Source organism: Streptomyces sp. NPDC093795 (assembly GCF_044764665.1).
Taxonomy (GTDB): Bacteria; Actinomycetota; Actinomycetes; order Streptomycetales; family Streptomycetaceae; genus Streptomyces.
On record NZ_JBIWIO010000006.1, the window covers coordinates 347581 to 373591 of the forward strand.

The window sequence follows — 26011 nt, forward strand, 5'->3', positions numbered from 1 at the left end:
TGTGTGACAGCGCCGCCCGCCCGAATCCCCCAGGGGTGCTTCAGTGGGATCCGGGCTCTTCACACGTGTGGGTTACGGAGGCGGGTGGCGGGGTCAGCCGGTCGTCGCGTACGAGACGAAGCCCGCCCAGGCGGCCGGTGTCAGCGCGAGCTGCGGGCCGTCGGTGACCTTGGAGTCACGGACGTGGACGGTGGCGGGGGCAGCCGCGACCTCGACGCAGGACTCGCCGTTGGTGCCGCCGCTGTAGCTGCTCTTGAACCACGCCAGTTCGGAGGCGTCCCCGGCAGCCGTCTTGCGGATCATGTTTCTCCCAGCAGTTGCTCGACAAAGGCCCGAGACTCCCGCGGTGAGAGAGCCTGCGCCCGGATGGTGCCATATTGCAGCTCGATGACGCGAAGCTGTTTCGGATCGGTGGTCGGCCGCCCGTTGAACACACCATCACCGCGTCCAACAGCCGTGCCGTCCGGGAACTTCAGCAACTCGATCCTGCCGTCCAGACCTGGATGGGCTTCGGTGTTGGTCGGCATGACCTGAAGGGTGACGTTACGCAACCGCCCCACCTCCAGCAGGCGTTCGAGCTGCCGTTGCCACACCATTGTGCCCCCAACCTGTCGACGCAGCGGTGCTTCCTCCAAACGAAGTGGATAGACGGAACCGGATCCCGTTCGAAGACCGCCTGCCGGGCCAGACGAGCCGCCACCATGCGTTCCACATCGTCCGGCGAGTATGGCGGCTGGGCCGCCTCAATCACGGCCCGCGCATGCTCAGGAGTCTGCAACAGCCCAGCAATGATGTTGCACTCGTACACGCCGATCTCGACCGCTTTGGCCTCCAGCTTCCCCAGCGCCCGCACCTTCTTCGGGTAGCGCACCTTCGCCACGTCTTCCTTCATCGCCGAGATCAGCCCGTCTGCTCCCAGGACCTCGTCCGCCTTGTCCAGGAATTCAGGCCGAGGGATCCGCTTCCCGCTCTCGATCTTGTAGATGAGGTCCTCGCCGTAACCGGTCGCCGCCCCGAGCTCGGCGGCCCGCATGCCGACCGCTTCCCTCCGCAGCCTCAACTGCCTTCCCACCGTGGCGACTACGGCAACCCCCCAGTCGTCGTCCGGGTCGACCTCCCACCCCGGCTCGTCAGCCTCGCTCTTGAGCCGCTGCGCCTCACCGTCCACCGACATACCCGCACCTTTCCCTCGCCCTTCGTGGCGCGATGCCCCTCCCCTGGGCAAGGTCCGGACAGGCCGGACAGCAGTGGACAAGCCCCGGACAGTGACTCTACGCATCGGCGCCGTCACTGTTCACGGTAGCCGGGGGCGGCCACGCTCGGTGACGTGAATCAGCGGAACACCACTCAAGTCCAGGCGCCCAACCGCCACTTCAGCGTCCTCCTCTCTCCCACGCCTCGCGGAGCACGGCTCGCCCGGCTGCTCGCCGTCGAGTGGATGCGGGATCACGAGGTCCCGTACGGCGTGACGGAGGCGGCCACCCAGGTCGTCGCCGAACTCGCCACGAACGCCGCCACGCACGGCCGGGTCGCCGGCCGGAGCTTCCGGCTCGCGCTGCTCGACCACGAGGGCGTGTTGCGGATCGAGGTGACGGACACCCGGGGCGAGGACCTTCCGCGCGCCCAACCGACCGCGCCCGAGAGCGACTCGGGGCGCGGGCTGCGCCTGGTCGAGGCACTGGCCGACCGCTGGGGCGTCGGGCTCGGGCCCGTACCCCGGAAGACCGTCTGGGCGGAACTCGATCTACCGGGCTCCTGACCTGCGCAAACGACTCAGCCACCGGAATCCAGAAACGTGGTCTTCGGTGAGGCGGTCGGTCTCCCAAGACAACAACCAGAGAGAAAGAAACCCACCAAGCCCCACCCCTCCCCCCGCTCAGGCAGGCACTCACTCACTCGGGTGAAAAACACCAACACAGCTGGCTTTGGGGTGGGTTGCCTGCCTTACGCTCTGCCCCACTGGCATATGACCGCCAGCCTCAGACATGCGTCGGCCCCCGCCGGGAATAGCGATCCCAAGGCGAGGGCCTGACCATCAAGGAAGTAAAGGCTTCCCGATGGGTACCCAGCACACTAGCGCGCGCCCGCACGCTCAGTCCCGTAACGACGGGAAGAATCCCTCTCCGCGCACCCGTACGGCCACGCGTCGCGGCGGCGTCACGCACGACAACGCCCGCCACACCACCCGCTTCACGGTGATCGGCAACCACCTCGCCCAACACGCCGAGCTGTCGCTGCTCGCCATCGGACTGGCCGTGCACATCCAGTCGCTCCCCAGCGGCGCGTCCATCGGCATCAGGACCCTCGCCGCCCGCTTCCCGGAGGGGACGACCCGGATCGCCGGCGCGCTGCGCGAGCTGGAGGCCCACGGGTACCTGCGCCGTACCCGCGAGCGTACGAAGGACGGACTCATCGTCACCCGGACGGTGTCCTGCAACCAGCCCGGCCGTACCGGCACCACGGACGAGCCGAAGCCCGAGCCCAAGCGGCCCGCCCGCCGGGAGGACAAGCCGCCGCGCCGTGCCCTGCCCTCCGTGCCGCAGCCCGCGTACCCCGCGCCCGACCTGCTGGCGACCGCCCTCGGGGTCCTCTCGGGACTGCGACGCACCGACCCCCGGCTCCTGATCTCCGTGACGGACGCCGAACACCTCGTCCCGGGCGTCGCCGCATGGCTGGAGCGGGAGCTCACTCCCGAGGCCGTGCACAACGCCCTGACCGCCGACCTCCCGGCGGAACCCCTGTACCGCCCGGCCGCCCTCCTGGCCCACCGCCTGACGGACCGGCTCCCGCCCCTGCCGCCGTACCGCGCACCCGGGAACCCGGCCGCCCACCACCCCCTCCAGAACTGCGACACCTGCGACCGCGCCTACCGCGCCCCCGAACCCGGAACCTGCGGCGCATGTGCGTCAACGCGGTGATGCTCGACAGAAGCACCCACCAAGCACGCGATCTGCCGCGCCTGACCCTCGGCCCGACGCCCGACAGCGCACCTCTTCCTCTTCCTCTTCAAAGCGAGTAGCCGGACCATGGACGCCTCCTTCTTCAAAGTTCACACCCCGCAGGAGAACCTGGACGCAGCCCGCGCCCAAGGCCGTAACGAAGCCCGTGTGGAAGCAATCGTGATCGTCCTGGAGCACCGAGGCATCGAGGTGCCGCTCTTTGTCCACCAGCGGATCAGACACTGCGCCCACTCCGACCTCCTGCGCACCCGGCTCACCCGCGCCCTCACCGCCGCCTCCGCCGCAGAGGTCATCCGGAGCGAATAGCGGCCGGGGAACTCGAAGGGGCGCAGAGCGGGCTCGCCGCCCGGCGACGCATCCCTCCCCGGCTCGCCGGGCGTTGGCGGCCGTCGGCTGACCGACATGACGAGATCGAGCCCTTGTTCGTTGCTCGTGTGAACGGGCGCATGGCAGCATGCCTGGGTGAATGACAACGGGGAGGGCATACCGGAGCCTCGACGGGTGTCGAGACTGGCGGATTTGGCGGGGGAATCGGTTCCGATGGCACCACCGGGACCGGAAGCGGCCCCGGTGACCGCTGTCGCGCGGGCCGTGCCGGAGCCGGGGCACGACGCAGAGGCCGGCGACGAAGTGGCGGCGGCCCGGCGGGAGTTTGCGCGTTTGCTGGGGGAGTTTCGGCGTACCGCCGTGCTTGTGCCGTTCGACGCGCAGGAGAGTCTGTGGACCGCCGACTTCAACGGCGTCCGGTGGATCTGCGCGTTCTCGGACGAGGAGGCGCTGGCGCGGTTCGCGGGCGCGCGCGGGGAAGCCGGGCGCGAGTGGACGTACCGGACGATCCTGGGCGCCCGGCTGCTCGACGTGATGGTGCCGATGCTGCCCGGTCCCGGCGGGGTCGCGCTGGACGCGGGGAGCGCGGACGGGATGTTGTTTCCGCCGGTGGCGGGGATCGTCCCGGATGAGGTGGCGGTGGATCTCGGGGAGACGGCGATCGAGGCCGGGACGGGGACGGGGACACGATGAGCGGGAACGAGCCCGACCTCGCGGCGCCGGCGGCGGCGCTCGCGGAGATAGCGAAGGGCATCGACCTGGCCCATGCCGAGCTGAAGGAGCTCGGCATGATCGGCGAGGCGTCGGCGGGCCGGGGGTTCTCCGATCTCGCTCTGACAGGGCTTGAGTTGGGGCACGGCGGTCTGACGTCGGAGTTCGGGACGTTCTGCGACCGGTGGGAGTGGGGCGTCCGGGCGCTTGCCATGCGGGGGAACGGGTTCGCGCAGGCGGTCGGGCTGTCGGCGGGGTCCTTCGCCGAGCAGGAGCAGTACATCAAGGACTCGATCAAGATCGGCGTGAACTCCCTCAACGGCAACCCGCACCTGTCCGAGGACGACGTCAAGAAGATGAGCTGGGAGACCATCCGCGACCAGCGCACCTTTGACAACGCCGACTACAGCCTGGAGTCGTTCACCGACGCGCACCAAGAGGTGAAGCAGACCTGGCAGAACACCGGCTACGACGTCATGGACGCGAAGCTGGACTCGATGGAGCGGTCCGGGCTGATCGACCCGGCGATGCGCGACCGCATGGACGAGCAGCTCAAGGACGGCCTCGACCCTGACCAGGCAACCGTCGAACAGGCCGAGCAGCCGCGGTGGGGGGAAAACCGCTGATGGTGGACTGGGGAGGTCTTGCCGACAAGGTCGGTGCCGGCATCGACAAGGGCATCGACAAGATCGGTGAGGGCGTCGACAAGGGCAAGGAGATCGTCGGCGAGGCCGTCGACCACGCGACCGACAAGGTCGGTCAGGGCCTGGACAAGGTCGGCGCGCACGACTGGGCGGACTCGGTCGAGGACTGGGGCGACGAGACCGCCTCGTCCCTCGGCGCACAGGTCGGGGAGCAGCAGCTCGGGCAGACCGAGGAGGCGAACGAGCTCGTCCACGGCAAGCCGGAGAAGATCGCCGCGACGGTGAAGAACCTGCGGGACTTCCAGCGGGCGTTCGACCTGGTCGGCAGCGGGATGAAGAAGCTGGACTCCGGCCACTGGAAGGGCGAGGCGGCCGACGCGTTCCGGGAGAAGTTCCAGACCCTGCCGACGGACTGGCTGCACGCGGCGGACGCGATGGAGAACGCGGCCAAGGCCCTGGAGACGTACTCCCAGGCGATCGTGAGTGCACAGGGCAAGGCGCGTGAGGCGATCGCCCTGTACAAGGAGGGCGACAGCGACTCCAAGGCGGCCGTCGACTCGTACAACAAGAAGGTCGACGCCTACAACGCGGCGCGCACCGGCGACAGTCCGCTGCCGGACCCCGGGGCGTTCACCGACCCCGGCAAGGCCAAGCGGCAGCGCGCCCAGGAGATCCTGAACGACGCGCGGAAGGCCCGGAACGAGGCCGGGGAGACGGCGCGGGCGGCGGTCAGCGCCGCACTCGCGCACGCGCCCCAGGAGCCGACCGGCCGCGAGCGGCTCAAGCTGGAGCTGATGGACCACGGCATGGCCCAGGGCTTCGAGCTGGCCCACTTCGGCGGGGGCATCGTCAAGGGCTCGGCCGGCCTGATCAACTTCGTCCGGTCGGTGAACCCCACCGACCCGTACAACCTGACCCACCCGGCGGAGTACTACAAGGGCGTCAACATGACGCTCGCCGGCCTGGTGTCCACGGCGGCGAACCCCGACCGGGCACTGAAGAACGCCTGGGACGCGGCGAAGGGCGACCCGTCGGAGTTCCTGGGGAGGCTGGTGCCGGAGCTGATCGGGACGAAGGGCGCGGGGCTCGCGCGCAGCGGGGTGCGCCTCGGGCTGGACAGCGCCAAGCGGGCGCCGGACGGGAGGAAGACGGTAAGCGACGGCCCTCTGGAGAAACCGAACCGCAGCCGCGAGGACCAGGAGAAGGACCCGCCCACCACCTGCAAGAAGAAGAGCGAGACGGCGTGCGAGCGGGACCCCGTCGACATCGCCGCAGGCCGGATGCTGCTGCCGCAGACCGACATATCCCTGCCCGGCTCGCTCCCCCTCCTCTTCCGGCGCACCTTCGACTCCTCGCGCCGCTCGGGGCGCTGGTTCGGCCCGACGTGGTCGAGCACGGTGGACCAGAGGCTGGAGATCGACTCCGAGGGCGTGGTCTTCAGTTGTGACGAGGGCAGCCTCCTCGCCTATCCCCACCCGGCTCCCGGCGTCCCGGTCATGCCCACCCACGGCCGGCAGTGGCCCCTCGACCGGGTCGACGACGGATACACCCTCACCGATCCCGCCACCGGAACGGTCCGGCACTTCGTCGAGCACGGCGACGGGCTCGCGCTCCTGGCGCAGATCGACGACCGCAACGGGCGCTGGATCACCTTCGAGTACGACGAGTCGGGCGCCCCGACGGCGATCGTCCACCACGGCGGCTACCACCTGAAGCTCACGACGAGCGAAGGGCGAATAACCGCCCTCCATCTGGCGGGAGCGGCGGCGGACGGATCCGACCAGGAGATCCTGCGTTACGGCTACACGGACGGCCACCTGACCGAGGTCACCAACTCCTCCGGCCGCCCCCTGCGCTTCGGCTGCGACGAGCACGGCCGGATCACCTCGTGGACCGACACGAACGACAGCCGCTTCGACTACGTCTACGACGACCAGGACCGCTGCACCTACCAGTCGGGCACGAACGGCCACCTCGAAACGACCTTCACCTGGGACGACGTCGCCCCCGCGACGGGCCTGCGCGTGACCACCCTCACCGATGGTCTGGGCCACACCCAGCGTCATCTGATCAACGACCGCGCCCAGGTTGTCGCCGAGATCGACGCACTGGGAGCGGTCACCCGCTTCGCGTACGACCGCCACAACCGACTGCTGTCCCGGACGGACCCGCTGGGCAACGTCAGCCGCACCACCTACGACGACCGGGGCCGTCCGACGGTCCTTGAGCGCCCGGACGGGCGGCAGGCGCGTGCCGAGTACGACGAACTCGGGCTCCCGACAAGCATCGTCGGCACGGACGGGAACGTCACCCGCCAGACCTTCGACGAGCGCGGCAACCGCACGTCGGTGACGGACCCGTCCGGCGCCCGGACGGAGTTCACGTACGACGAGGCGGGCCGGCTCACATCGGTGACGGACCCGCTCGGTGCCACCACCCGGCTGGTGGCGGACGCCCGGGGCCTCCCGATCGAGATCACGGACCCGCTGGGCGCCACGACCCGGTACGCGTACGACGCCTTCGGCCGTACGGTCCGGATCACCGACCCCCTCGGCGCGGTGACCCGGATGGAGTGGACGGTCGAGGGCCGCCCGTCCCGCCGAACGGCACCTGACGGCACGGTGGAGTCCTGGACGTACGACGGCGAGGGCAACTGCCTCAGCCACACGGACGCGATGGGCGCCACGACCCGCTTCACGTACACCGACTTCGACCTGCTGACCTCCCGCACGGGCCCGGACGGTGTCCGGTACGAGTTCGCCCACGACACGAACCTTCGGCTGACGCAGGTGACGAACCCGCAGGGTCTGACCTGGGAGTACGCCTACGACCCGGCGGGCCGGGTGGTCACCGAGACGGACTTCGACGGCCGGACGCTGGGCTACGACTACGACGCGGCGGGACGGTTGACCTCCCGCGTGAACGGGCTCGGTCAGGCCATCCGGTTCGAGCGCGACAGCCTCGGCCGGATCGTCCGCAAGGACGCCGAGGGCGCGGTCAGCACCTACGAGTACGACGTCTTCGACCAGCTGGCGTCGGCGACGGGCCCGGACACGTCGCTGGAGCGCCTCCGGGACCGCTACGGTCGTCTGGTCTCCGAGACGGTGAACCGCCGTACGCTCTCCTTCACCCACGACGCGGTAGGCCGGCGAACGGGCCGGACGACGCCGGGCGGGTCGACGAGCACGTGGTCGTACGACGCGGCGGGCCGCCGTACGGAACTGACGTCCTCGGGCCGGACGCTGACCTTCACCCACGACGCCCTCGGCCGCGAGACCACCCGTCATATCGCCGACTTCGCCGTCCTGAACTCGTCGTTCGACGCGATGGGTCGACTCACCGACCAGGAGGTTACGGGCGCTTCGGGGAGCCGCCTCCAGCACCGGGCGTACACGTACCGCGCGGACGGCGGCCTCATCGGCATCACCGACGCGCTCTCCGGCGCCAGGCGCTTCGACCTGGACGCGGCGGGGCGGGTGACGGCCGTCCACGCGAAGGACTGGACGGAGCGGTACGCGTACGACGAGGCGGGCAACCAGACGGAGGCGTCCTGGCCGGCCACGCACCCGTCCCACTCCGCGACGGGCGGCCGCGTCTACCAGGGCACCCGCATCGCCGGCGCGGGCGCTGTCCGCTACGAGCACGACGCCCAGGGCCGGATCGTCCTCCGCCAGAAGACCCGCCTCTCCCGGAAGCCCGACACCTGGCGCTACGAGTGGGACGCGGAGGACCGGCTCAGGGCGGTGACGACACCGGACGGCACGGTCTGGCGGTACGCGTACGACCCCCTGGGCCGCCGCATATCAAAGCAGTCCCCTTTCGAGACGGTCCACTTCACCTGGGACGGCACGACCCTCTGCGAACAGACGACGGCCGACGTCACCCTCACCTGGGACCACGCGGGCCTGCGCCCCCTGGCCCAAACGGAACGCCGCACGGACTCCACGGACGAGCGCTTCTTCGCGATCGTCACCGACCTGATCGGCACCCCGACGGAACTCGTCGACGAATCAGGCGACTTGGCGTGGCGCACCCGCACCACCCTGTGGGGCACGACGACGTGGAACAGGACGGCCACCGCCTACACCCCCCTCCGCTTCCCGGGCCAGTACTTCGACCCCGAATCAGGCCTTCATTACAACTACTTCCGGTATTACGAGCCGGAATCAGCACGGTATCTTAGCCAGGATCCTTTGGGTCTGATTCCGGCGCCGAATGCGTCCACGTACGTACAGAATCCCTATACTTGGGCGGACCCGCTCGGCCTCAGTCCGTGCCCTCTCGGCAGCCTTGCCGAAGTCAAGGCCAGAGCCCTGCGCGAAGCCGGCGTCCCCGAGGGTCGAGAGCCTTTCGAGGCGACTGACTACGCGATGTCAACCAAGCCCGAGTGGCAAGGGGGCGGCGCGGAGCTGGACAAGAACGGCCGACCCATCTTCTATCGTGAGGAGTGGTACGAGACCGCTGACGGCGATCCTATTCTTTTCCAAGACCACTGGTTCGGCCACAGAGAGCCCGGCGAAAAAGGATATCAGCCTGCACATCTCCACGTCCGGCCGTACGAAGACACACGGAACGGACAGATTCCGGGCTGCGAGGAGCATTACTACTATGACCCTAAACTGGGCTGACCTGCTGGTAAATCCAGGCGACTTGCAGAGGTTTTATGAAACGCCTCCACCACTGGTGGCCGTTACCGTCCGATCCGTTCACCTGAACTACTACGGCCCCACGTTGACTCTGCGGATCGATCTGACTGAATTCCCTCAGAACCCTCCTCCGGAGTGGCGAGAAGCCGGCTTCGACCGCCTTCAGTGCCATCTCCAGTTCCTTGCCGTCGAGCACCTTGAGATGAGGGGATGGAATTCTCGGTCCATCACCGACATTCGTATTGAAAAATGCGGGGAGCACAGAATACACGTTACCGCTGGATCACCGTCCTTCACTCTTTCCTTCGAAGCCGCCGATGCCGTCGTTATCGGCCATATGAGCGCCTTCAAGGAAAGCGCAGACGGGACGGACAGTGGCCCTCGGGCTTTCGTCGGGAAACTTGACTCACGACGCTTCAATCAGCTGCCGGACCTAAATGAGAAGACTTTCTATGAGCGCAACTGAATGGGTCGACCTGCTTGTCGATCCACGCGGCATTCGAGATGTTTTCCAGACTCCGCCCGATCTCGACAAGTGCAGCCTTTTTTACTTCCATATCGATGAACGCGGCACCAGTATCACGCTCGGGTTCGACACGCGCCTCGCACCGGATACCCTTCTTCACGGAGATGGAGACACGAGAGTCAACGCCTTCGAATTCTTCATCACATTCATGCCGGTAACTGGCCTCCATATTTCAGGTTGGGGTGGCAGCATGAAGAGATCGGTTAGGATGTCACGTTCGGAACAGGATGGTGCTATCACCCTGTCCGTCGAGAGCACGACAGAGCGCATTGCCTTCCAGGCCCAGGAGGCAAGGATTTCCCGCGCCAGGGCGTATCTCGCCGCATAATTGCACGACGTTCCGTGATCTCGTGTCCCACCCCGTTGCGTGAGAGCCGACTTGCATCCGCAGGTGCATACGCATGACGAAGGGCCCGGGACCGATGTGCGGTCCCGGGCCCTTCGTGCGAGCGTCGTCAGGCTTACCGCGCCGCGTCCGGGTGGACCGCCTCGGTCACCGGGCGGTCGTCCGACGGGGTCTCCGCGACCTTCTTCTCCACCGGCTTGCGGAGCTGGATGTTCAGCTCGCGCAGGCGGGACTCGTCGAGTTCCGTCGGGGCGCCCATCAGGAGGTCCTGGGCGTTGCCGTTCAGCGGGAAGGCGATCGTCTCGCGGATGTTCGGCTCGTCCGCGAGGAGCATCACGATGCGGTCGACGCCCGGGGCGATGCCGCCGTGCGGCGGGGCGCCGTACTCGAAGGCGCGGAGCATGCCCGCGAACTCGTGCTCCACCGTCTCGCGCGAGTAGCCCGCGATCTCGAAGGCCTTGAACATGATCTCGGGCTCGTGGTTCCGGATGGCGCCGGAGGAGAGCTCGATGCCGTTGCAGACGATGTCGTACTGCCAGCCGAGGACGTCCAGCGGGTCCTGGGTCTCCAGGGCCTCAAGGCCGCCCTGCGGCATCGAGAAGGGGTTGTGCGAGAAGTCGATCTTGCCGGTCTCCTCGTCCTTCTCGTACATCGGGAAGTCGACGATCCACGCGAAGCGGAAGACGTTCTCCTCGAACTGGCCGGCACGCTTCGCGGCCTCGACCCGGACCGGGCCCATGATCTTGGAGACCTCGTCGAACTCGCCCGCGCCGAAGAAGATCGCGTGGCCGGGCTCAAGGCCGAGGCGCTCGGTGAGGACCTTGATGTTCTCCTCGGTGAGGAACTTGGCGATGGGGCCGGTCAGGGCGTTGCCCTCGCCGACGCGGACCCAGGCCAGGCCCTTCGCGCCGAGGGAGACCGCGAAGTCGCCGAGCTGGTCGAAGAACTTGCGCGGCTGGTCGCCCGTGTTCGGGACGGCGAGCGCGCGGACGTGCTTGCCGGCGAAGGCCTTGAACTCGGAGGCCTCGAAGACGTCGGAGATGTCGACGAGTTCGAGCGCGGTGCGGAGGTCCGGCTTGTCGTTGCCGTACTTCAGCATCGACTCGCGGAAGGGGATACGGGGGAAGGGGGACGTGACGTGACGCCCGCCGCCGAACTCCTCGAAGATCTCCGTCATGAGCTTCTCGATGGGCTGGAAGACGTCCTCCTGCTCCACGAAGCTCATCTCGACGTCGAGCTGGTAGAACTCGCCCGGCGAACGGTCCGCGCGCGCGTCCTCGTCGCGGAAGCAGGGCGCGATCTGGAAGTACCGGTCGAAGCCCGAGATCATGAGCAGCTGCTTGAACTGCTGCGGCGCCTGCGGCAGCGCGTAGAACTTGCCCGGGTTCAGGCGGGACGGGACGACGAAGTCGCGGGCGCCCTCGGGGGAGGTCGCGGCGAGGATCGGCGTCGCCATCTCGTTGAAGCCGAGGGCCACCATCTTGGAGCGGATGGAGGCGATGACCGCCGAGCGCAGCATGATGTTGCGGTGCATGCGCTCGCGGCGCAGGTCGAGGAAGCGGTACTCCAGGCGCCGCTCCTCGTTCACGCCGTCGTCGGCGTTGATCGTGAAGGGGATCTGCTTCGCCGCGCCCAGGACCTCGACCGTGGCGGCCTCGATCTCGATGTCGCCGGTCGACAGCTCCGGGTTGACGTTCTCCGCGCCACGGGAGACGACCTTGCCGTCCACGCGGACGACGGTCTCCTTGGTCAGCTTGTCGAGGACCTCGGCCGCGGCGGTGCCGGGGCGGGCGACGAGCTGCGTGATGCCGTAGTGGTCGCGCAGATCGATGAAGAGGATGCCGCCCAGGTCGCGCCGATTGTGCAGCCAGCCGCTCAGCCGGACGTCGGTGCCGACGTCAGAGGCGCGGAGCTCGCCGCAGGTGTGGGACCTGTACCGATGCATCGTCGTTCATCCAGTCTTCGGGATTCGTGGGTCGTGGGCCGCCGCCCCGTGGCCCCTGTCACGGATGTCACAGGACACGCGGGCAGACCCACCCAGAGTACCGGCCGGGCCGTGATCGCTTTTCGAATACTCTCGGTGGCGACCTGGTGTCCGATATTCATAAAGTAGGGCAATGCGCACCGAGGACGTCCTGGCCGCGATCGCGACCGGCCTGTGGCGCTGGGACAACGCGTCCGGGATCGTCTCGCTCGACGCCGAGGCCGCCCGGCTGCTCGGGCTGCCCGCCGAGCCCGTACAGCTCACCGAGGCGGCCGTACGCTCCCGTTTTCACCCGGTCGACTGGAACGAGATCGACGGGGTCGTCAACCTCGCCGTCGCCGAAGGCACCCTCGCCGAGGCCCGGATGCGGATCATGGACGGCCACGGGCGGGTGATCCGTACCGTGCGGAGCAGGTCGAAGCCGCTCATCGAGGGCGACGACTACCAGCTCGTCGGCACCCTCCAGGAGGTCGCCGAACAGCTGCCGGGGACCGCAGCCCGTACCCCCGTCACCGGTGACTGGCGCCGCTCCCGCGAGGCGTTCCTGCTCGACGCGGGCCGGGCGCTCGCCGAGGCGCGGTCGACGGCCGAGGTGCTGCGGGTGGCCGCCTCGCTCTCGATGCCCGGTTTCTCGCCGGACGGGCTCGCCGTCTTCGGAGTGGCGGGCGAACGGCTGACGATCATCGGCCACCACGGGCACAGCGACGGCGACGAGGGCCCCTTCTCGTCGATGTCGCTCGACACCGACTATCCGGCGGCGGAGGTCGTACGGACCGGCCGCGCGATCTATCTGCCGAGCCCGGACGAGTACCTGCGCCGCTTCCCCGTGACCTGGCCGCTCGCGCAGCGCTTCGGGCGCCGCTCCTGGGCCTTCGTGCCGCTCATCGTCGCCGGGCGCACGATGGGCGCCTGGATGGCGGCCTTCAAGCACCCGGTGGCGTTCACGCCCGACGAGCGTTCCGTCCTCACGACGGTGGCGCGGATGCTCGCGCAGGCCCTCGCACGCGCGGGCGTGGCCGAGTCCGAGCGGGAACTGTCGCTCGGACTCCAGCGGACGATGATGCCGGTCCTCGGGCCGGGGATCCCCGGCATCCAGGTCGCCGCCCGGTACGTGCCGACCGGCGGCGGGCTCCAGGTCGGCGGCGACTGGTACGACATCATCCGGCTCCCCGGCGGCACCTCCCGCACCGGCGGGCGCGGCCCCGGCCGTATCGCCCTCGTCATCGGCGACGTCCAGGGCCACGACGTGCGGGCGGCCGGCCTGATGGGGCAGCTGCGGATCGCCCTGCGCGCGTACGCCTCCGAGGGCCATCGCCCGGACGCGGTCCTCTCCCGCGCCTCGCGCTTCCTGTACGGAATCACCGACGGGGACGACGGTGAGGACGGGGAGGACGGGGACGGTGGGGTCGGTGGGGTCGGTGGGAACAGCGGGGTCGGTGGGAACAGTGGGATCGGTGGGGGCACCGGGAACGGCGGGGTCAGCGGAGGCAATGGGGTCGGCGGGGCCGGCAGGGGTGCCGTGAAGGTCGCGGGCGGTCCGCGGTTCGCCACCTGCCTCTACCTGGAGGTCGACCTGGAGACGGGCACGGTCGACATCGCGCGGGCCGGGCATCCGGACCCGGCGGTACGGATGAACGACGGAACGGTTCTCCTGCGCCCCACGGCCGGCGGCCTTCCGCTCGGCATCGACCCCGACACCGACTACCCCACCACCCGGCTCACGCTGGAACCCGGCGAGACCCTGATGATCTGCACCGACGGCCTCCTGGAGACCGGCGGGCACGACCTGGACACCGGCTGGGAGCGGGTCAGGAAGCTTCTGGAGTCCCACGACGGCGAGGACCTGGAGCAGCTCGCCGACACGCTCGTCGAGGCCGTCCACGGCCCCGGCTCCCACCACACCACCGGGCCGCTCGCCGACCGCCGCGAGGACGACATCGCGGTCCTTCTGCTCTCCCGCCGCCCCGCCGGCGCGCTGCCGCAGGCCCCGCGCCGCACCCTCATGACGATCGCCCAGGCGGAACCGGAACGGATCGCCGAGGCACGCGAGCAGATACGGCAGCTGTTGCACGACTGGGCGGACGAGGACCAGCTCCACTCGGCGGTCCTCATGGTCTCGGAAATGGTCACCAACGTCCTCGTCCACACGGACGGCGACGCGCTCCTGGTCGCCGAGGTCGCCTGCACCGACACGTGCAGGCGGCTGCGCGTCGAGGTCTCCGACAGCAGCGACGAACTGCCGCACAAGCGCCACCCGGGCGAGATGGCGTCGAGCGGCCGCGGCCTGGTCCTGATGGAGATGCTGGCGGACGCGTGGGGCGTCGACCCTCGGGGCGAGGGCAAGGCGATCTGGTTCGAGCTCAGCGAGTCGACGACGGGGGAGGGGTGCTGCGCGTAGGCGCCCCGCGCCCGGGCCGGTGGCCCTGCCGCGCGCCCGCCCTCCCCCCGGCGCAGACTGGTGTCGTACGGCCGCCGGGGGGACCACGGAGCTTGCCATGGACACCCACAAGGTCGGGAGCGACACCACCGTCCTGGCCGACAGCCTCGAAGTGCCCGGGATCGGGCACATCCCCGCCAACGCCTACGTCCTCACCGCCACCGAACCCGTCGTCGTCGACACGGGGCTCTCCCTCGCCGACCGGAACTTCGTCAACACCCTCGGCTCGGTCGTCGACCCCGCCGACATCCTCTGGATCTGGCTCACCCACCCCGACCGCGACCACACGGGCGGCATCTTCGACCTACTCGTGGCCGCGCCCCGGGCGAAGGTCGTCACCACTTTCATCGGCGCCGGCATCCTGAGCACGGAGCGCCCACTGCCGATGGACCGCGTGTACTTCCTCAACCCCGGCCAGTCCCTCGACGTCGGCGACCGCATGCTGCGCGCCTTCAGGCCCCCGCTCTTCGACAACCCGGCCACGGTCGGCTTCTACGACGAGAAGACCCGGATCTGCTTCAGCTCCGACTGCTTCGGCGGGCCGATGCCCACGCGGGAACTCGCGGAGAGCGGCCACGCGAACGACCTCAAGCCCGAGGAGCTGCGCCGGACCCAACTCCTCTGGGCGTCCGTGGACAGCCCCTGGGTGCACGTCGTGGACCCGGTCAAGTACCGGGCGACGATCGACCCGCTGCGGGAGATGGCCCCGGAGATCGTGCTGTCCACGCATCTGCCGCCCGCCGTGCGGATGACGACGTCGATGATCGACACGATCACGGCGGCTCCGGACACCGACCCGTTCGTCGGTCCCGACCAGGCGGCTCTTGAGCAGATGCTGGCGACCTTCGAACCGGGCGGCCAGCCCGCGGCGACCTGAGCGGCGGTGGCCTGAGCGACAGGCGGCCTGAGCGGCGGCGGCCTCACTCCCCGGCCGCCCTGGGCTTCGGCGGTGGTGGCGTCCCGTACCGCGTCCGCAGCTCGCCGAGTACCCCCGTCACCGCGGCCGTCAGCGGTACGGCGAGCAGCATGCCCAGGATGCCCGCGACGGACGCCCCGGCCGTGATCGCCAGCATGACCGCGGCCGGGTGCATCTGCACGGTCCGGCTCTGCACCATCGGCTGGAGCACGTGCCCCTCGATGACCTGGACGGCCAGGACGATCCCCAGGACCCACAGGGCGATGACGATGCCCCGGTCGGCGAGGGCGACGAGGACGGCGATCGCGCCGGACAGGAAGGCGCCGAGGTACGGGATGTAGGCGGTGACGAAGACGAGCGCGGCGAGTCCGATCGCGCCGGGCACGTCGAGGACGACGAGGCCGACGCCGATGAGGACGGCGTCGACGAGGGCGACGAACGTCGTACCGCGCATGAAGCCCTCGACGGCCTCGAACGCGCGGCGCGCCATCGCCTCGACGGTGTCGCCGGTGGCGGCGGGGACGAGGGAGCGCAGGGCGCCGGCGGCCCGGTCGGAGTCGCGCAGGAAGAAGAAGATGAGGAGGAGGGCGAGGACGGCGGTGGCGATCATCTCGCCGACGACGCTGAGTCCGGTGATGACCCCGGAGGCGGCGGTCCCGCCGAACTTCGTCAGGAGGTCCTTGGCGTTCAGGGCGAGGTCGTCGAGGGAGGTCCCGGCGGCGCCGAAGTGCTGCGCGATGTCGGTGGCCGCCTGCCGCAGCGAGGCGATGATCTGGTCGCCGGTCTCGATGAGGGCGGCGACGACGATGTACGTGGCTCCGCCGACGACCGCGAGGACGGCGACGACGGTGAGCCCGGCGGCGAGCGACTTCCGGACCTTCATCCGGAGCAGGCGCCGGTAGAGGGGCCCGAGGAGGGCGGTGCCGAGGATCGCGAGCAGGACGGGGGTGACGGCCGTCTTGAAGACGACGCAGAGCCAGATCCCGACGGCGGTGACCCCGGCGACGAGCAGCAGGACACCGCACCAGGCGGCGACCCGGCGGGCGGGTTCGGGGAGGAGCGCGGGCGTCGTCTGCACCCGACCACCGGACCACGCCCACCGGCGCGCCGTCGCGCGCTGACGGCCCGTACGGGTGACGGCTCGTCAGCGACGCGCGGCGGGAGGCGGAGGTGCGGGAGACGGGGGTGCGGGAGACGGGGGTGCGGGAGACGGGGGTGCGGGAGACGGGGGTGCGGGAGACGGGGGTGCGGGGCGGGGGTACAGAGCAGGGGTACGGGTCCCCGCCCCGTACCCCTTCCTCCTACTCCCCCTCGCCCATCCCGTGCACCGCCGGGATCGTCCCGAGGCGGCCCGCCTGGAAGTCCTCGAAGGCCTGGCGGAGTTCGGCCTGGGTGTTCATGACGAACGGGCCGTAGTGGGCCACGGGCTCGCGGATCGGCTGCCCGCCGAGGAGGACGACCTCCAGGTCCGGGGTGTTCCCGTCCTGCTTCTCGTCGGCGCGGACGGTGAGGGCGCCACCCTTGCCGAAGACGGCGGTCTGGCCCATGTGGACCGGGCGCCGTTCGGCGCCGACGGTGCCGCGGCCGGCGAGGACGTACGCGAGGCCGTTGAAGTCCTCGCGCCACGGGAGGCTGATCTCCGCGCCGGGCCGGAGGGTCGCGTGGATCATCGTGATCGGGGTGTGGGTGATGCCCGGCCCGTCGTGGCCGTCGAGTTCGCCGGCGATGACGCGGAGCAGCGCGCCGCCGTCGGGCGAGGTGAGGAGCTGGACCTGGCCGCCGCGGATGTCCTGGTAGCGGGGGGCCATCATCTTGTCGGCCGCGGGCAGGTTGACCCACAGCTGGAGGCCGTGGAAGAGGCCGCCGCTGACGACGAGGGCCTCCGGCGGGGCCTCGATGTGGAGGAGGCCGGCGCCGGCGGTCATCCACTGGGTGTCGCCGTTGGTGATGGTGCCGCCGCCACCGTTGGAGTCCTGGTGGTCGAAGATCCCGTCGATGATGTAGGTGACGGTCTCGAAGCCGCGGTGGGGGTGCCAGGGCGTGCCCTTGGGCTCTCCGGGCGCGTACTCCACCTCACCCATCTGGTCCATCATGATGAACGGGTCGAGGTACTGCTGGTTGATCCCGGCGAACGCGCGGCGCACCGGGAAACCCTCGCCCTCGAAGCCCGTCGGGGCCGTGGTCACGGCGAGCACGGGGCGGGAGACGACGTCGGCGGGGGCGGCGACGCGCGGCAGGGTGAGCGGGTTCTCGACGGTCACTGCGGGCATGACGGACCTCCTGGGTGCGGCCTCGGCTCGATACGGCCTCGGCGGCCTGTACGACCACTTTAGTTGAACGATGAACTTTCTGCCACCAGGAACGCGGAACGCCCGGGAGTAATTCCTCCCGGGCGCCCCCGTACGTTCAGGATCGGTCAGCCGTATCCGTCCAGGATCGGTCAGCCGTACATGCGTCGCATCGCGAAGTCGACCATCTGCTCCACGGCCTTCGCGTCGAAGACCATCCGGTGGTCGCCCTCCATGTCGAGGACGAAGCCGTACCCCGTCGGGAGCAGGTCGATCACCTCGGCGCCGGTGATCACGAAGTACTTCGACTCCTTGCCCGCGTACCGCCGCAGCTCCTTGAGCGAGGTGAACATCGGGATGACCGGCTGCTGGGTGTTGTGCAGGGCGAGGAAGCCCGGGTTGTCACCGCGCGGGCAGTAGACCTTGGAGGTCGCGAAGATCTGCTGGAAGTCCTCGGGCGCGAGCGTGCCCGTGGTGAAGGCGCGTACGGCGTCCGCGAGGGAGGGCGGCGAGGGCTCGGGGTAGAGCGGCGCCTGCTGCTGCCCGTACCCGCCCTGCATACCGGGCTGCGGCGCACCCTGCGGGTCGTACTGCTGCTGCGGGGGAGGCGCGTACTGCTGAGCACCCGGGTTCTGGTCGTAGCCGTACATGGGATCCAGCCTATCGACCGGGTGACCGGGCGGGGCCGCCCGGCCGAGCCCTTTTTCCGTGCGGCTCAGGTCACATGTGCCCGTTCGAGGGTTGCTTATATTACCGATGGGTAGCATCATCGGAGAGAGCGTTTTGCTACTCGCTGGTACGTGTACGAGGAACCTCCCCTCCCCGAGCCTTAACGGAGCCGTCGCCATGGGGCACTACAAGTCGAATCTCCGCGACATCGAGTTCAACCTCTTCGAGGTCCTCGGCCGCGACAAGGTGTACGGCACCGGGCCGTTCGAGGAGATGGACGTCGAGACCGCCAAGAGCATCCTCGACGAGATCCGCCGCCTCGCCGAGAACGAGCTCGCGGAGTCCTTCACCGACGCGGACCGCAACCCGCCGGTCTTCGACCCCGAGACCAACACCGCCCCCGTCCCGGCCACCTTCAAGAAGTCGTACAACGCCTTCATGGAGTCCGAGTACTGGCGCCTCGGGATCCCGGAAGAGATCGGCGGCACCGTCTCCCCCCGCTCCCTGATCTGGGCCTACGCGGAGCTCCTCCTCGGCTCGAACCCGGCCATCTGGATGTACTCCTCCGGCCCCGCCTTCGCCGGCATCCTCTACACCGAGGGCAACGAGCAGCAGAAGAAGGCCGCGCAGATCGCCGTCGACCGCCGCTGGGGCTCCACCATGGTCCTCACCGAGCCCGACGCGGGCTCGGACGTCGGCGCGGGCCGCACCAAGGCCACGCAGCAGGAGGACGGCTCCTGGCACATCGAGGGCGTCAAGCGCTTCATCACCTCCGGTGAGCACGACATGGAGGAGAACATCCTCCACTACGTCCTCGCCCGCCCCGAGGGCGCCGGCCCCGGCACCAAGGGCCTCTCCCTCTTCCTCGTCCCGAAGTTCGAGTTCGACTGGGAGACCGGCGAGCTGGGCGAGCGCAACGGCGTCTACGCCACCAACGTCGAGCACAAGATGGGCCTCAAGGCCTCCAACACGTGCGAGATGACCTTCGGCGACCAGCACCCCGCCAAGGGCTGGCTCATCGGCGACAAGCACGACGGCATCCGCCAGATGTTCCTCATCATCGAGTTCGCCCGCATGATGGTCGGCACGAAGGCGATCTCCACCCTCTCCACGGGCTACCTCAACGCCCTGGAGTACGCCAAGGAGCGCGTCCAGGGCACCGACCTGGCCAACTTCATGGACAAGGCCGCGCCCAAGGTCACCATCACCCACCACCCCGACGTCCGCCGCTCGCTGATGACGCAGAAGGCGTACGCCGAGGGCATGCGCTCCCTCGTCCTCTACACGGCCTCCGTGCAGGACGAGATCGCGGTCAAGGAAGCGGCCGGCGAGGACTCGAAGGCGCTCCACGGCCTGAACGACCTGCTGCTCCCGATCGTCAAGGGATACGGCTCCGAGAAGGGCTACGAGCAGCTCGCGCAGTCGCTCCAGACCTTCGGCGGCTCCGGGTTCCTCCAGGAGTACCCGATCGAGCAGTACATCCGGGACGCCAAGATCGACACCCTCTACGAGGGCACCACCGCCATCCAGGGCCAGGACTTCTTCTTCCGGAAGATCGTCCGCGACCAGGGCGCCTCCCTGAACGCGCTGTCCGAGGAGATCAAGAAGTTCCTCGCGGTCGGCACCGGCGGCGACGACCTGGCCGGCGCCCGCGACGCGCTCGCCAAGGCAGCCGTCGACCTCGAAGGCATCGTCGGCACGATGATCACCGACCTCACCGCCACCGGCGAGGACGTCAAGAACATCTACAAGGTCGGCCTCAACACCACCCGCCTGCTGCTCGCCTCCGGCGACGTCGTCGTCGGCTACCTGCTCCTGCGCGGTGCGGCCGTCGCCGCCGAGAAGCTGGCCGCCGGCGCCACCGGCAAGGACGTCGCCTTCTACCAGGGCAAGATCGCGGCCGCGAAGTTCTTCGCCGCCAACGTCCTGCCCGGCGTCACCGCCGAGCGCGCCCTCGCCGAGGCCGTCGACGGCTCGCTGATGGACCTGGACGAGGCCGCGTTCTAACCGACGCCTCTCGTCCATTCAGGAACGGCCCGTCCCCGGGGAGGGGGGCGGGCCGTTCTGTATTTTTTGGGCTCCTTCGCCTCCGGGGCGCTGGAGCCGGGCTCACGGTCCCGACCGTGCTCGCCTCCTTCGTTCCTCAGGAGGCTCCGCGCGCTCGGGACCGTTCCCCCGGCGCGCCCCTTCGGCTCACTCGCCGGTCCCAGGGGTGGGCGTGAGGAGGCCCGGGCGTGCCTGTCCGAGCGCACGCGGGTCCTACGTGCAAGGTTCCGCCCCGCCCGGGCAAGGCGCGGTGGATCTCGGCCACGGGCTGCTCAGGTGAGCGGTCCCGGGCGGATCTGCGGTCGTCGTGCTGCGTAAGGTGGCGCCATGAGCAGCGCAGCTTCCCGTCCCACCGCCGGCCCCTTCGACCGCGGACACACCGACGACCTCATGGCCTTCCTGACGGCGTCGCCCTCGCCGTACCACGTGGTCGCGAGCGCCGCCGAGCGGCTTGAGAAGGCCGGTTTCCGGCAGGTCGAGGAGACCGCGGCCTGGGACGCCGTGACGTCGGCGGGCGAGTCCGCGGGGCACGGCGGGAAGTACGTGATCCGGGGCGGCGCGATCATCGCCTGGTACGTGCCGGAGGGCGCCGCCGCCCACACCCCGTACCGCATCGTCGGCGCCCACACCGACTCCCCCAACCTGCGCGTCAAGCCGCAGCCCGACATGGGCGCGCACGGCTGGCGGCAGGTCGCCGTCGAGATCTACGGCGGCACCCTCCTCAACACCTGGCTGGACCGCGACCTCGGCCTCGCCGGACGCCTCACCCTCCGCGACGGCAGCCACCACCTCGTGAACGTCGACCGGCCCCTGCTGCGCGTCCCGCAGCTCGCCATCCACCTCGACCGGGGGGTCAACGACGGCCTCAAGCTGGAGCGCCAGCGCCACATGCAGCCCATCTGGGGCATCGGCGACGTTCACGAGGGCGACCTGATCTCCTTCGTCGCCGGCGAGGCCGGCGTCGACGCCGAGGACGTGAGCGGCTGGGACCTGATGGTCCACGCCGTCGAGGCCCCCGCCTACCTCGGCCGCGACCGCGAGCTCCTGGCCGGGCCCCGCATGGACAACCTGCTCTCCGTCCACGCGGCCGTCGCCGCGCTCGCGTCCCTCGCCGGCCGCGACGACCTCCCGTACATCCCGGTCCTCGCCGCCTTCGACCACGAGGAGAACGGCTCCGAGGCCGACACCGGCGCCCAGGGCCCCCTCCTCGGCAACGTCCTGGAGCGCTCCGTCTACGCGCGCGGTGGCTCCTACGAGGACCGGGCCCGCGCCTTCGCCGGCACCATCTGTCTGTCCTCCGACACCGGCCACGCCGTCCACCCCAACTACGCGGAGCGCCACGACCCGACGCACCACCCGCGCGTCAACGGCGGCCCGATCCTCAAGGTGAACGTCAACCAGCGGTACGCGACCGACGGCGGCGGCCGTGCCGTGTTCGCGGCCGCCTGCGAGCGGGCGGGCGTGCCCTGGCAGTCGTTCGTCTCCAACAACGACATGCCGTGCGGCACCACGATCGGCCCGATCACCGCCGCCCGCCACGGCATCAAGACCGTCGACATCGGCGTCGCGATCCTCTCCATGCACAGCGCCCGCGAACTCTGCGGCGCCGACGACCCGTACCTTCTCGCGAACGCCCTGGTCGCCTTCCTGGAGGGCTGAGCGCCGCCCCGCGCGCCTCGTCGAACTCACCGCTCCTGGCCCCGACTTGGGCCAGGAGCGGTACTCTTTCGGAGAGAAGTCGCAGGTGGGAGGGGTGAGGGACGCCCCCTCTTCACAACCCGCCTCATAACTCAGTAACTTACTAAGTTATGGACCTCACTATTATCAAGCACGCTGTCGAATGCGACGACGGCGCCAAGCGGCTCAGCATGCGTTTCCTCAAGGATCGCGCGACCGAGGGCCTCCGGTCACGCTTGAGCAGGGAGCTGTGCACTCAAATCAGTGCAGAACTCAGCAGACTTGGTCTGACGACGATCCCCCGGACACTTCCGACATCCGAGAACGATTTCGTCTGGATCATCCAGAAGGCCAGCATGCTGGGCGAAGTCACCGATGTGGCAGCGGTCTTCGCAAACCTTGACAGGCTGGGCCAAAACCCTCTTCCCCAACTTTTCGACAACTACCCGAACGCCAAAGAGGGGTTGATCTAGGGACGGCGCGGGTAGATGCGGTAGACGGCTGGCACGTTTGCGTACGATCTCCCCGGACGGCGCTTCACCCCTCACACACCGCCCCACCGGGGCATCAAGGGGCAAGTGACACCTCTCGGGCTGCTCAGATTTCGGCCATAACTTGATTAGTCGTGGAAACCGACGCTGTGGCCTGCCACGCTCATAGGGAGTCGCACCCAACTGGGCGTGCTGCACGGCACGTTGCGTGCGATCGGCGCCCTGCAGAGCCAGGAGACGCCTGCCATGAGCCCCGACACGCCCGCCCCGCACCCGCACCCGTCCCTCCTCGTCATGGGCTACTCGCGCTGGCGGCGAACGACCACCATGTCCGTCATTTCGCTCACGCCCGGTGAACTCCCGGCTTTCCTCGACCGGTTGAGGCTGCACCAGAAGGCGATGAGGCGGCCCCGCCCGGGCCGCTTCGGCGGACCCCCGGCTGAGTTCTTCCGGACCCTCACCTCTCTCACCTCCTCCAGGACGACCGTCTTCCACACCGGCAAGACGCCCGAGAAGGAGGCCTTCCGGCGGGCCCTGGCGCGGATCGCCGAGAGTCTCGGCGGCGACGCTTCGACACTCGCCCTCCTGCGCACGAGCAGTGGCGGCGGCCTCTCCTCGTACCGGCTCACCCGGGGGCGTACGACCCTCCTCCCGTCCGGTTCGCCCCTGCTCGCCGGACTGCCGTGCTCCGAGAGCGACGCGCTGCTCGCCGTCGACCTCGCGCGGGACCACGCCTGGGCCAGCCACCAGTACCGCAACCGTCCGTCCGCCACGGACGACCCTCGTCGGCCCTCACTGCCGCCGCCGGGCGCCGAGTCCCCGGAAGAGCTCTAGCACCCCAACACCCCTCCCGGGGGCGCCGATCGCGCCATTTCGCCGCCCCCGGGAGGGGCCTCCACGCCGTACCCGTTCCCGACTGTCTCTCCACCATGGAGGTCACCACCATGCCCACTGACCCCACCACCACTCTCACCCTGGACGTCCCCTGGGAGGGAGAGACCGTCCAGGTCGCCAACATCGCCCGCCAGCTCCCGCAGGAACCCACCGAGGAGCAGCGGAACGACGTCCTCGCGGCCGCGCGAAGCAACCCGGGGAGCCACCTCCCGGAAGCCGCCTGGACGGCCATAGCTCGCGCCACCACCCACCCCGACGCCCTGGCCGTCCAGCTCCGTCCCACCCCGACCGACCCCACCGGCGTACTCATGGCCGAGAACGTCGAGGGCGCCACACTCCGCTCAGCCGTGACCCGCGTCCTGATGAGCGAGCTCTTCCCCGGCATCCAGCCCCGCACCGGCATGTCGGTCATGGAGACTCCCGACCCCCAGGTCCAGGGCCTTGCCCACGAAGGCCAGCCGAGCGCCGTCGTCGAATACCGCTACGAAAACCTCACCCACCTGCGGCAGCACGTATGGCAGACCATTCACGCCACCCTGTCGATCAACAGCTACGCCCAGTCCATCCTGACCAGGTCGGTGACCCGGAACCTGATCGTCCACCCGGTCACGATCACGTTCGAGGACGGCACCGCCCCGATCGAGGTGCTCGTCGTACGGGACGGCATCACGCGACTCGCGAGCGCCTGGGCCGTGCTCGCCGGGCCGGGCGAGGAGGCGAGCGCCGTGGCCACGCTGGCCACGGACGCCCTCCTCGGCGGCATCTCGGCCACCGCGGCCCGAGAAAGCGGCCCTGACCTGCGGAAACGACTGGCCGATGACCGAGTGGCGTGGCGGGCGAAGCTCCGGACGGAGTTCGACGAGGAGATCAAGGGAGAGGTGCCCGGACCGCGCGCGGCCCAGATCTTCCAGTCCTACGCGGTGCCGGCCCAGATCGCCGTCGGCATCGACGGACACGCCGGGCGTCTGCTCTCCCCGGAGGACCTCTTCGACGACGCCATCCGCTCCGTACTCGCCTCGATCCACGTCGAGTTCAAGCAGTGGGACAACGCCGCCCAGAACGTGGAAGTCATCACCCGCGCCCTCAAGCGGGTCATCCAGATCGGCGACCCGCGCTGGAGCACCTCCGACCTCCAGGACGTGTACGGCCTCGCCGTCGGCCGCATCCCCGTGGTCGACCTCCCCGAGGTGTTCGGCAGCACCGGCCGCCCCCCGGGCACCGCGCTCTGGCGTGCCGTCTACCTGGTCAGCGCGCTGACCAAGCCCGACCTGCTCGAAGCGCTCAAGGACCAGGCCAAGGCCATCAAGGGCGGCAAGCGCATGAGCGTGAAGGCCTTCGGCGGACTGCTCGGACCGATGATCGACCTGCCGTGGCGCTCCCGTAAGAGTCTGGTCACCAAGCAGGCGCGCAACGCGTGGAACAACGGCGGCGTGCTGACCGGCGTCGTCACCGGCGACTGGGACCCCGTGCCCACGGACGACTTCACCACGCTGGTGGAGCCGGCCCTGCGCGGGGACGTCAACGCCCGCTGCACGCTGGCCGTCGCCGGCGGTGTGGCGCTGATCGCGGACAAGCTGCTCACCCGGAACGTCGGCTCGTCGCTCGACGCGCCGAAGGAGAAGGGCGGTGTCCCGTTCCGGGCCGACACGAGCGTCATCATCGAGGGCCTCTCGCGTGAGGGCAACGAGCTGGGCCTCTGGACCCTGGCGACGGCCGCCAACACGTTCCGGTCCGACGACCTGCCGCTGAACTCGGTCACCAAGCAGAGCCTCACCGGCAAGGAGGCACCCGAGTCCGCCGAGACGCCCTACGCCTACTTCCAGGTCGATCTGGCGGCGAAGGACAAGATCGCGCGGACCGCCGACGGCGTTCCGGTGCTGCTCTACGAGTGGGACGTCGTCGCCGCGTCCGACCCCGACCGGGTCAAGAAGCCCGTCGCCCCGGCACCGGCCCCCGAGCCCGCCTGGCCGTCTTCCTCAGCCGGTGCGGACAGCTCGTTCACCGACCCGGGCGGCATTCCCGGGCTGGAAGGGCAGCTCTTCGGGGACGGGTCGTCCGCTTCCGGCGCCTCCGCTGCCTCCGACCAGATCCCGTCGCCCAGGACCGGCGAGGCGCCCCTCCTCCCGAGCCAGCGTGCCGCCGAGCACCGCAAGGACCTGCGCCTCCACGTACTGGCCGCCCGGGACTCCATGGACCGCCTCCTCGCCCTGGAGCCGGAGGTCGGCGAGCACACCCCGCTCGCTCCGCTGACCGTGCTCGACGACCTCCACAAGCTGCTGCTGGGCATCCAGACGGACGTCGAGAACCTGCGGCGCAGGACCCCGGCCGACGACCTGGACGAGGATCCGTACGACGCGGAGGACGACGTGGCCGACGACGTGGCGGACGACGTGGCGGACGACGAGGGCGCGTACGCGGAGCACTAGGCGGCAACCAAGCGAAACATCCG

20 protein-coding genes and 1 pseudogene are annotated in these 26011 nt (G+C 69.6%); 15 read left to right on the plus strand and 6 right to left on the minus strand.

What is annotated here, in order from left to right; translation table 11 throughout:
* Nucleotides 1-93: 93 nt before the first annotated feature.
* Complete coding sequence (locus tag ACIRB7_RS19075; RefSeq protein ID WP_403599673.1) at nucleotides 94-303, minus strand: DUF397 domain-containing protein; 210 nt, start codon at nucleotides 301-303, stop codon at nucleotides 94-96.
* A pseudogene (locus ACIRB7_RS19080) lies at nucleotides 300-1174 on the minus strand (helix-turn-helix domain-containing protein). The gene ACIRB7_RS19075 and the pseudogene ACIRB7_RS19080 overlap by 4 nt, the downstream one beginning before the upstream one ends.
* Nucleotides 1175-1327: 153 nt before the next feature.
* Between ACIRB7_RS19080 and ACIRB7_RS19085 the strand changes: the two are divergent.
* The 8 genes from ACIRB7_RS19085 to ACIRB7_RS19120 all read left to right on the plus strand — a co-directional run bounded on the left by ACIRB7_RS19085 (nucleotide 1328) and on the right by ACIRB7_RS19120 (nucleotide 10142).
* A complete protein-coding gene (locus ACIRB7_RS19085; protein WP_403599675.1) occupies nucleotides 1328-1759 on the plus strand; it encodes an ATP-binding protein in 432 nt (143 codons plus the stop codon).
* Nucleotides 1760-2057: 298 nt separating this feature from the next.
* Nucleotides 2058-2918: a helix-turn-helix domain-containing protein gene (locus ACIRB7_RS19090; protein WP_403599678.1), complete on the plus strand. Its 861-nt coding sequence runs from the start codon at nucleotides 2058-2060 to the stop codon at nucleotides 2916-2918.
* Between the two features lie 108 nt (nucleotides 2919-3026).
* Entirely contained in the window at nucleotides 3027-3266 is a 240-nt protein-coding gene (locus ACIRB7_RS19095) for a hypothetical protein (RefSeq protein WP_403599681.1), read from the plus strand.
* Nucleotides 3267-3422: 156 nt separating this feature from the next.
* Nucleotides 3423-3980 (plus strand): SseB family protein, encoded by a 558-nt coding sequence (locus ACIRB7_RS19100; protein WP_403599683.1) that lies wholly within the window; start codon nucleotides 3423-3425, stop codon nucleotides 3978-3980.
* On the plus strand, nucleotides 3977-4624 hold the full coding sequence (locus ACIRB7_RS19105; protein WP_403599686.1) for a hypothetical protein: 648 nt from the start codon (nucleotides 3977-3979) through the stop codon (nucleotides 4622-4624). Before ACIRB7_RS19100 ends, ACIRB7_RS19105 begins: the two co-directional genes overlap by 4 nt.
* A complete protein-coding gene (locus tag ACIRB7_RS19110; protein WP_403599689.1) occupies nucleotides 4624-9270 on the plus strand; it encodes a putative T7SS-secreted protein in 4647 nt (1548 codons plus the stop codon). Before ACIRB7_RS19105 ends, ACIRB7_RS19110 begins: the two co-directional genes overlap by 1 nt.
* Nucleotides 9251-9754 (plus strand): Imm50 family immunity protein, encoded by a 504-nt coding sequence (locus tag ACIRB7_RS19115; protein ID WP_403599692.1) that lies wholly within the window; start codon nucleotides 9251-9253, stop codon nucleotides 9752-9754. Before ACIRB7_RS19110 ends, ACIRB7_RS19115 begins: the two co-directional genes overlap by 20 nt.
* Nucleotides 9741-10142 carry an Imm50 family immunity protein gene (locus ACIRB7_RS19120; RefSeq protein WP_403599695.1) on the plus strand — a complete coding sequence of 134 codons (402 nt, stop codon included), beginning with the start codon at nucleotides 9741-9743 and terminating at the stop codon, nucleotides 10140-10142. Before ACIRB7_RS19115 ends, ACIRB7_RS19120 begins: the two co-directional genes overlap by 14 nt.
* A 133-nt stretch (nucleotides 10143-10275) precedes the next feature.
* On the opposite strand, the gene aspS is transcribed toward ACIRB7_RS19120, so the two are convergent.
* Entirely contained in the window at nucleotides 10276-12105 is a 1830-nt protein-coding gene (gene aspS, locus ACIRB7_RS19125) for an aspartate--tRNA ligase (RefSeq protein WP_403599698.1), read from the minus strand.
* A gap of 172 nt (nucleotides 12106-12277) precedes the next feature.
* On the opposite strand from aspS, the gene ACIRB7_RS19130 reads away from it, so the two are divergent.
* A complete protein-coding gene (locus tag ACIRB7_RS19130; protein WP_403599701.1) occupies nucleotides 12278-14542 on the plus strand; it encodes a SpoIIE family protein phosphatase in 2265 nt (754 codons plus the stop codon).
* Nucleotides 14543-14639: 97 nt separating this feature from the next.
* Nucleotides 14640-15458 (plus strand): MBL fold metallo-hydrolase, encoded by an 819-nt coding sequence (locus tag ACIRB7_RS19135; RefSeq protein ID WP_403599703.1) that lies wholly within the window; start codon nucleotides 14640-14642, stop codon nucleotides 15456-15458.
* A 43-nt stretch (nucleotides 15459-15501) separates the two neighbouring features.
* Here the strand turns inward: ACIRB7_RS19135 and ACIRB7_RS19140 are convergent, their stop codons facing one another.
* From ACIRB7_RS19140 to ACIRB7_RS19150, 3 genes are all read right to left on the minus strand, one after another.
* Nucleotides 15502-16575 (minus strand): AI-2E family transporter, encoded by a 1074-nt coding sequence (locus tag ACIRB7_RS19140; protein WP_403599705.1) that lies wholly within the window; start codon nucleotides 16573-16575, stop codon nucleotides 15502-15504.
* 223 nt (nucleotides 16576-16798) lie between these two features.
* Nucleotides 16799-17767, minus strand: coding sequence for a pirin family protein (locus tag ACIRB7_RS19145; protein ID WP_403599708.1), 969 nt, complete (start codon nucleotides 17765-17767; stop codon nucleotides 16799-16801).
* Between the two features lie 170 nt (nucleotides 17768-17937).
* The gene (locus ACIRB7_RS19150; protein ID WP_403599711.1) at nucleotides 17938-18435 is read right to left on the minus strand and encodes an SseB family protein; all 498 of its coding nucleotides are present in this window, start codon (nucleotides 18433-18435) and stop codon (nucleotides 17938-17940) included.
* Between the two features lie 196 nt (nucleotides 18436-18631).
* On the opposite strand from ACIRB7_RS19150, the gene ACIRB7_RS19155 reads away from it, so the two are divergent.
* The 5 genes from ACIRB7_RS19155 (at nucleotide 18632) to ACIRB7_RS19175 (ending at nucleotide 25988) form a co-directional block, all read left to right on the plus strand.
* Nucleotides 18632-20461, plus strand: a complete 1830-nt coding sequence (locus ACIRB7_RS19155; RefSeq protein WP_403599714.1) for an acyl-CoA dehydrogenase — start codon at nucleotides 18632-18634, stop codon at nucleotides 20459-20461.
* A 366-nt stretch (nucleotides 20462-20827) separates the two neighbouring features.
* Complete coding sequence (locus tag ACIRB7_RS19160; protein WP_403599717.1) at nucleotides 20828-22159, plus strand: M18 family aminopeptidase; 1332 nt, start codon at nucleotides 20828-20830, stop codon at nucleotides 22157-22159.
* 149 nt (nucleotides 22160-22308) lie between these two features.
* Complete coding sequence (locus ACIRB7_RS19165; protein ID WP_403599720.1) at nucleotides 22309-22650, plus strand: hypothetical protein; 342 nt, start codon at nucleotides 22309-22311, stop codon at nucleotides 22648-22650.
* 264 nt (nucleotides 22651-22914) lie between these two features.
* On the plus strand, nucleotides 22915-23502 hold the full coding sequence (locus ACIRB7_RS19170) for a hypothetical protein (RefSeq protein ID WP_403599723.1): 588 nt from the start codon (nucleotides 22915-22917) through the stop codon (nucleotides 23500-23502).
* 110 nt (nucleotides 23503-23612) lie between these two features.
* Nucleotides 23613-25988, plus strand: a complete 2376-nt coding sequence (locus tag ACIRB7_RS19175) for a hypothetical protein (protein ID WP_403599726.1) — start codon at nucleotides 23613-23615, stop codon at nucleotides 25986-25988.
* Nucleotides 25989-26011 lie beyond the last annotated feature (23 nt).

Bases quoted from the DNA above. Each gene is read 5' to 3' on its own strand.
- ACIRB7_RS19075 (WP_403599673.1), bottom strand. From the start codon at position 303: ATGATCCGCAAGACGGCTGCCGGGGACGCCTCCGAACTGGCGTGGTTC.
- ACIRB7_RS19090 (WP_403599678.1), top strand. From the start codon at position 2,058: ATGGGTACCCAGCACACTAGCGCGCGCCCGCACGCTCAGTCCCGTAAC.
- ACIRB7_RS19095 (WP_403599681.1), top strand. From the start codon at position 3,027: ATGGACGCCTCCTTCTTCAAAGTTCACACCCCGCAGGAGAACCTGGAC.
- ACIRB7_RS19105 (WP_403599686.1), top strand. From the start codon at position 3,977: ATGAGCGGGAACGAGCCCGACCTCGCGGCGCCGGCGGCGGCGCTCGCG.
- ACIRB7_RS19110 (WP_403599689.1), top strand. From the start codon at position 4,624: ATGGTGGACTGGGGAGGTCTTGCCGACAAGGTCGGTGCCGGCATCGAC.
- ACIRB7_RS19115 (WP_403599692.1), top strand. From the start codon at position 9,251: ATGACCCTAAACTGGGCTGACCTGCTGGTAAATCCAGGCGACTTGCAG.
- ACIRB7_RS19120 (WP_403599695.1), top strand. From the start codon at position 9,741: ATGAGCGCAACTGAATGGGTCGACCTGCTTGTCGATCCACGCGGCATT.
- aspS (WP_403599698.1), bottom strand. From the start codon at position 12,105: ATGCATCGGTACAGGTCCCACACCTGCGGCGAGCTCCGCGCCTCTGAC.
- ACIRB7_RS19130 (WP_403599701.1), top strand. From the start codon at position 12,278: ATGCGCACCGAGGACGTCCTGGCCGCGATCGCGACCGGCCTGTGGCGC.
- ACIRB7_RS19135 (WP_403599703.1), top strand. From the start codon at position 14,640: ATGGACACCCACAAGGTCGGGAGCGACACCACCGTCCTGGCCGACAGC.
- ACIRB7_RS19145 (WP_403599708.1), bottom strand. From the start codon at position 17,767: ATGCCCGCAGTGACCGTCGAGAACCCGCTCACCCTGCCGCGCGTCGCC.
- ACIRB7_RS19150 (WP_403599711.1), bottom strand. From the start codon at position 18,435: ATGTACGGCTACGACCAGAACCCGGGTGCTCAGCAGTACGCGCCTCCC.
- ACIRB7_RS19155 (WP_403599714.1), top strand. From the start codon at position 18,632: ATGGGGCACTACAAGTCGAATCTCCGCGACATCGAGTTCAACCTCTTC.
- ACIRB7_RS19160 (WP_403599717.1), top strand. From the start codon at position 20,828: ATGAGCAGCGCAGCTTCCCGTCCCACCGCCGGCCCCTTCGACCGCGGA.
- ACIRB7_RS19165 (WP_403599720.1), top strand. From the start codon at position 22,309: ATGGACCTCACTATTATCAAGCACGCTGTCGAATGCGACGACGGCGCC.
- ACIRB7_RS19170 (WP_403599723.1), top strand. From the start codon at position 22,915: ATGAGCCCCGACACGCCCGCCCCGCACCCGCACCCGTCCCTCCTCGTC.
- ACIRB7_RS19175 (WP_403599726.1), top strand. From the start codon at position 23,613: ATGCCCACTGACCCCACCACCACTCTCACCCTGGACGTCCCCTGGGAG.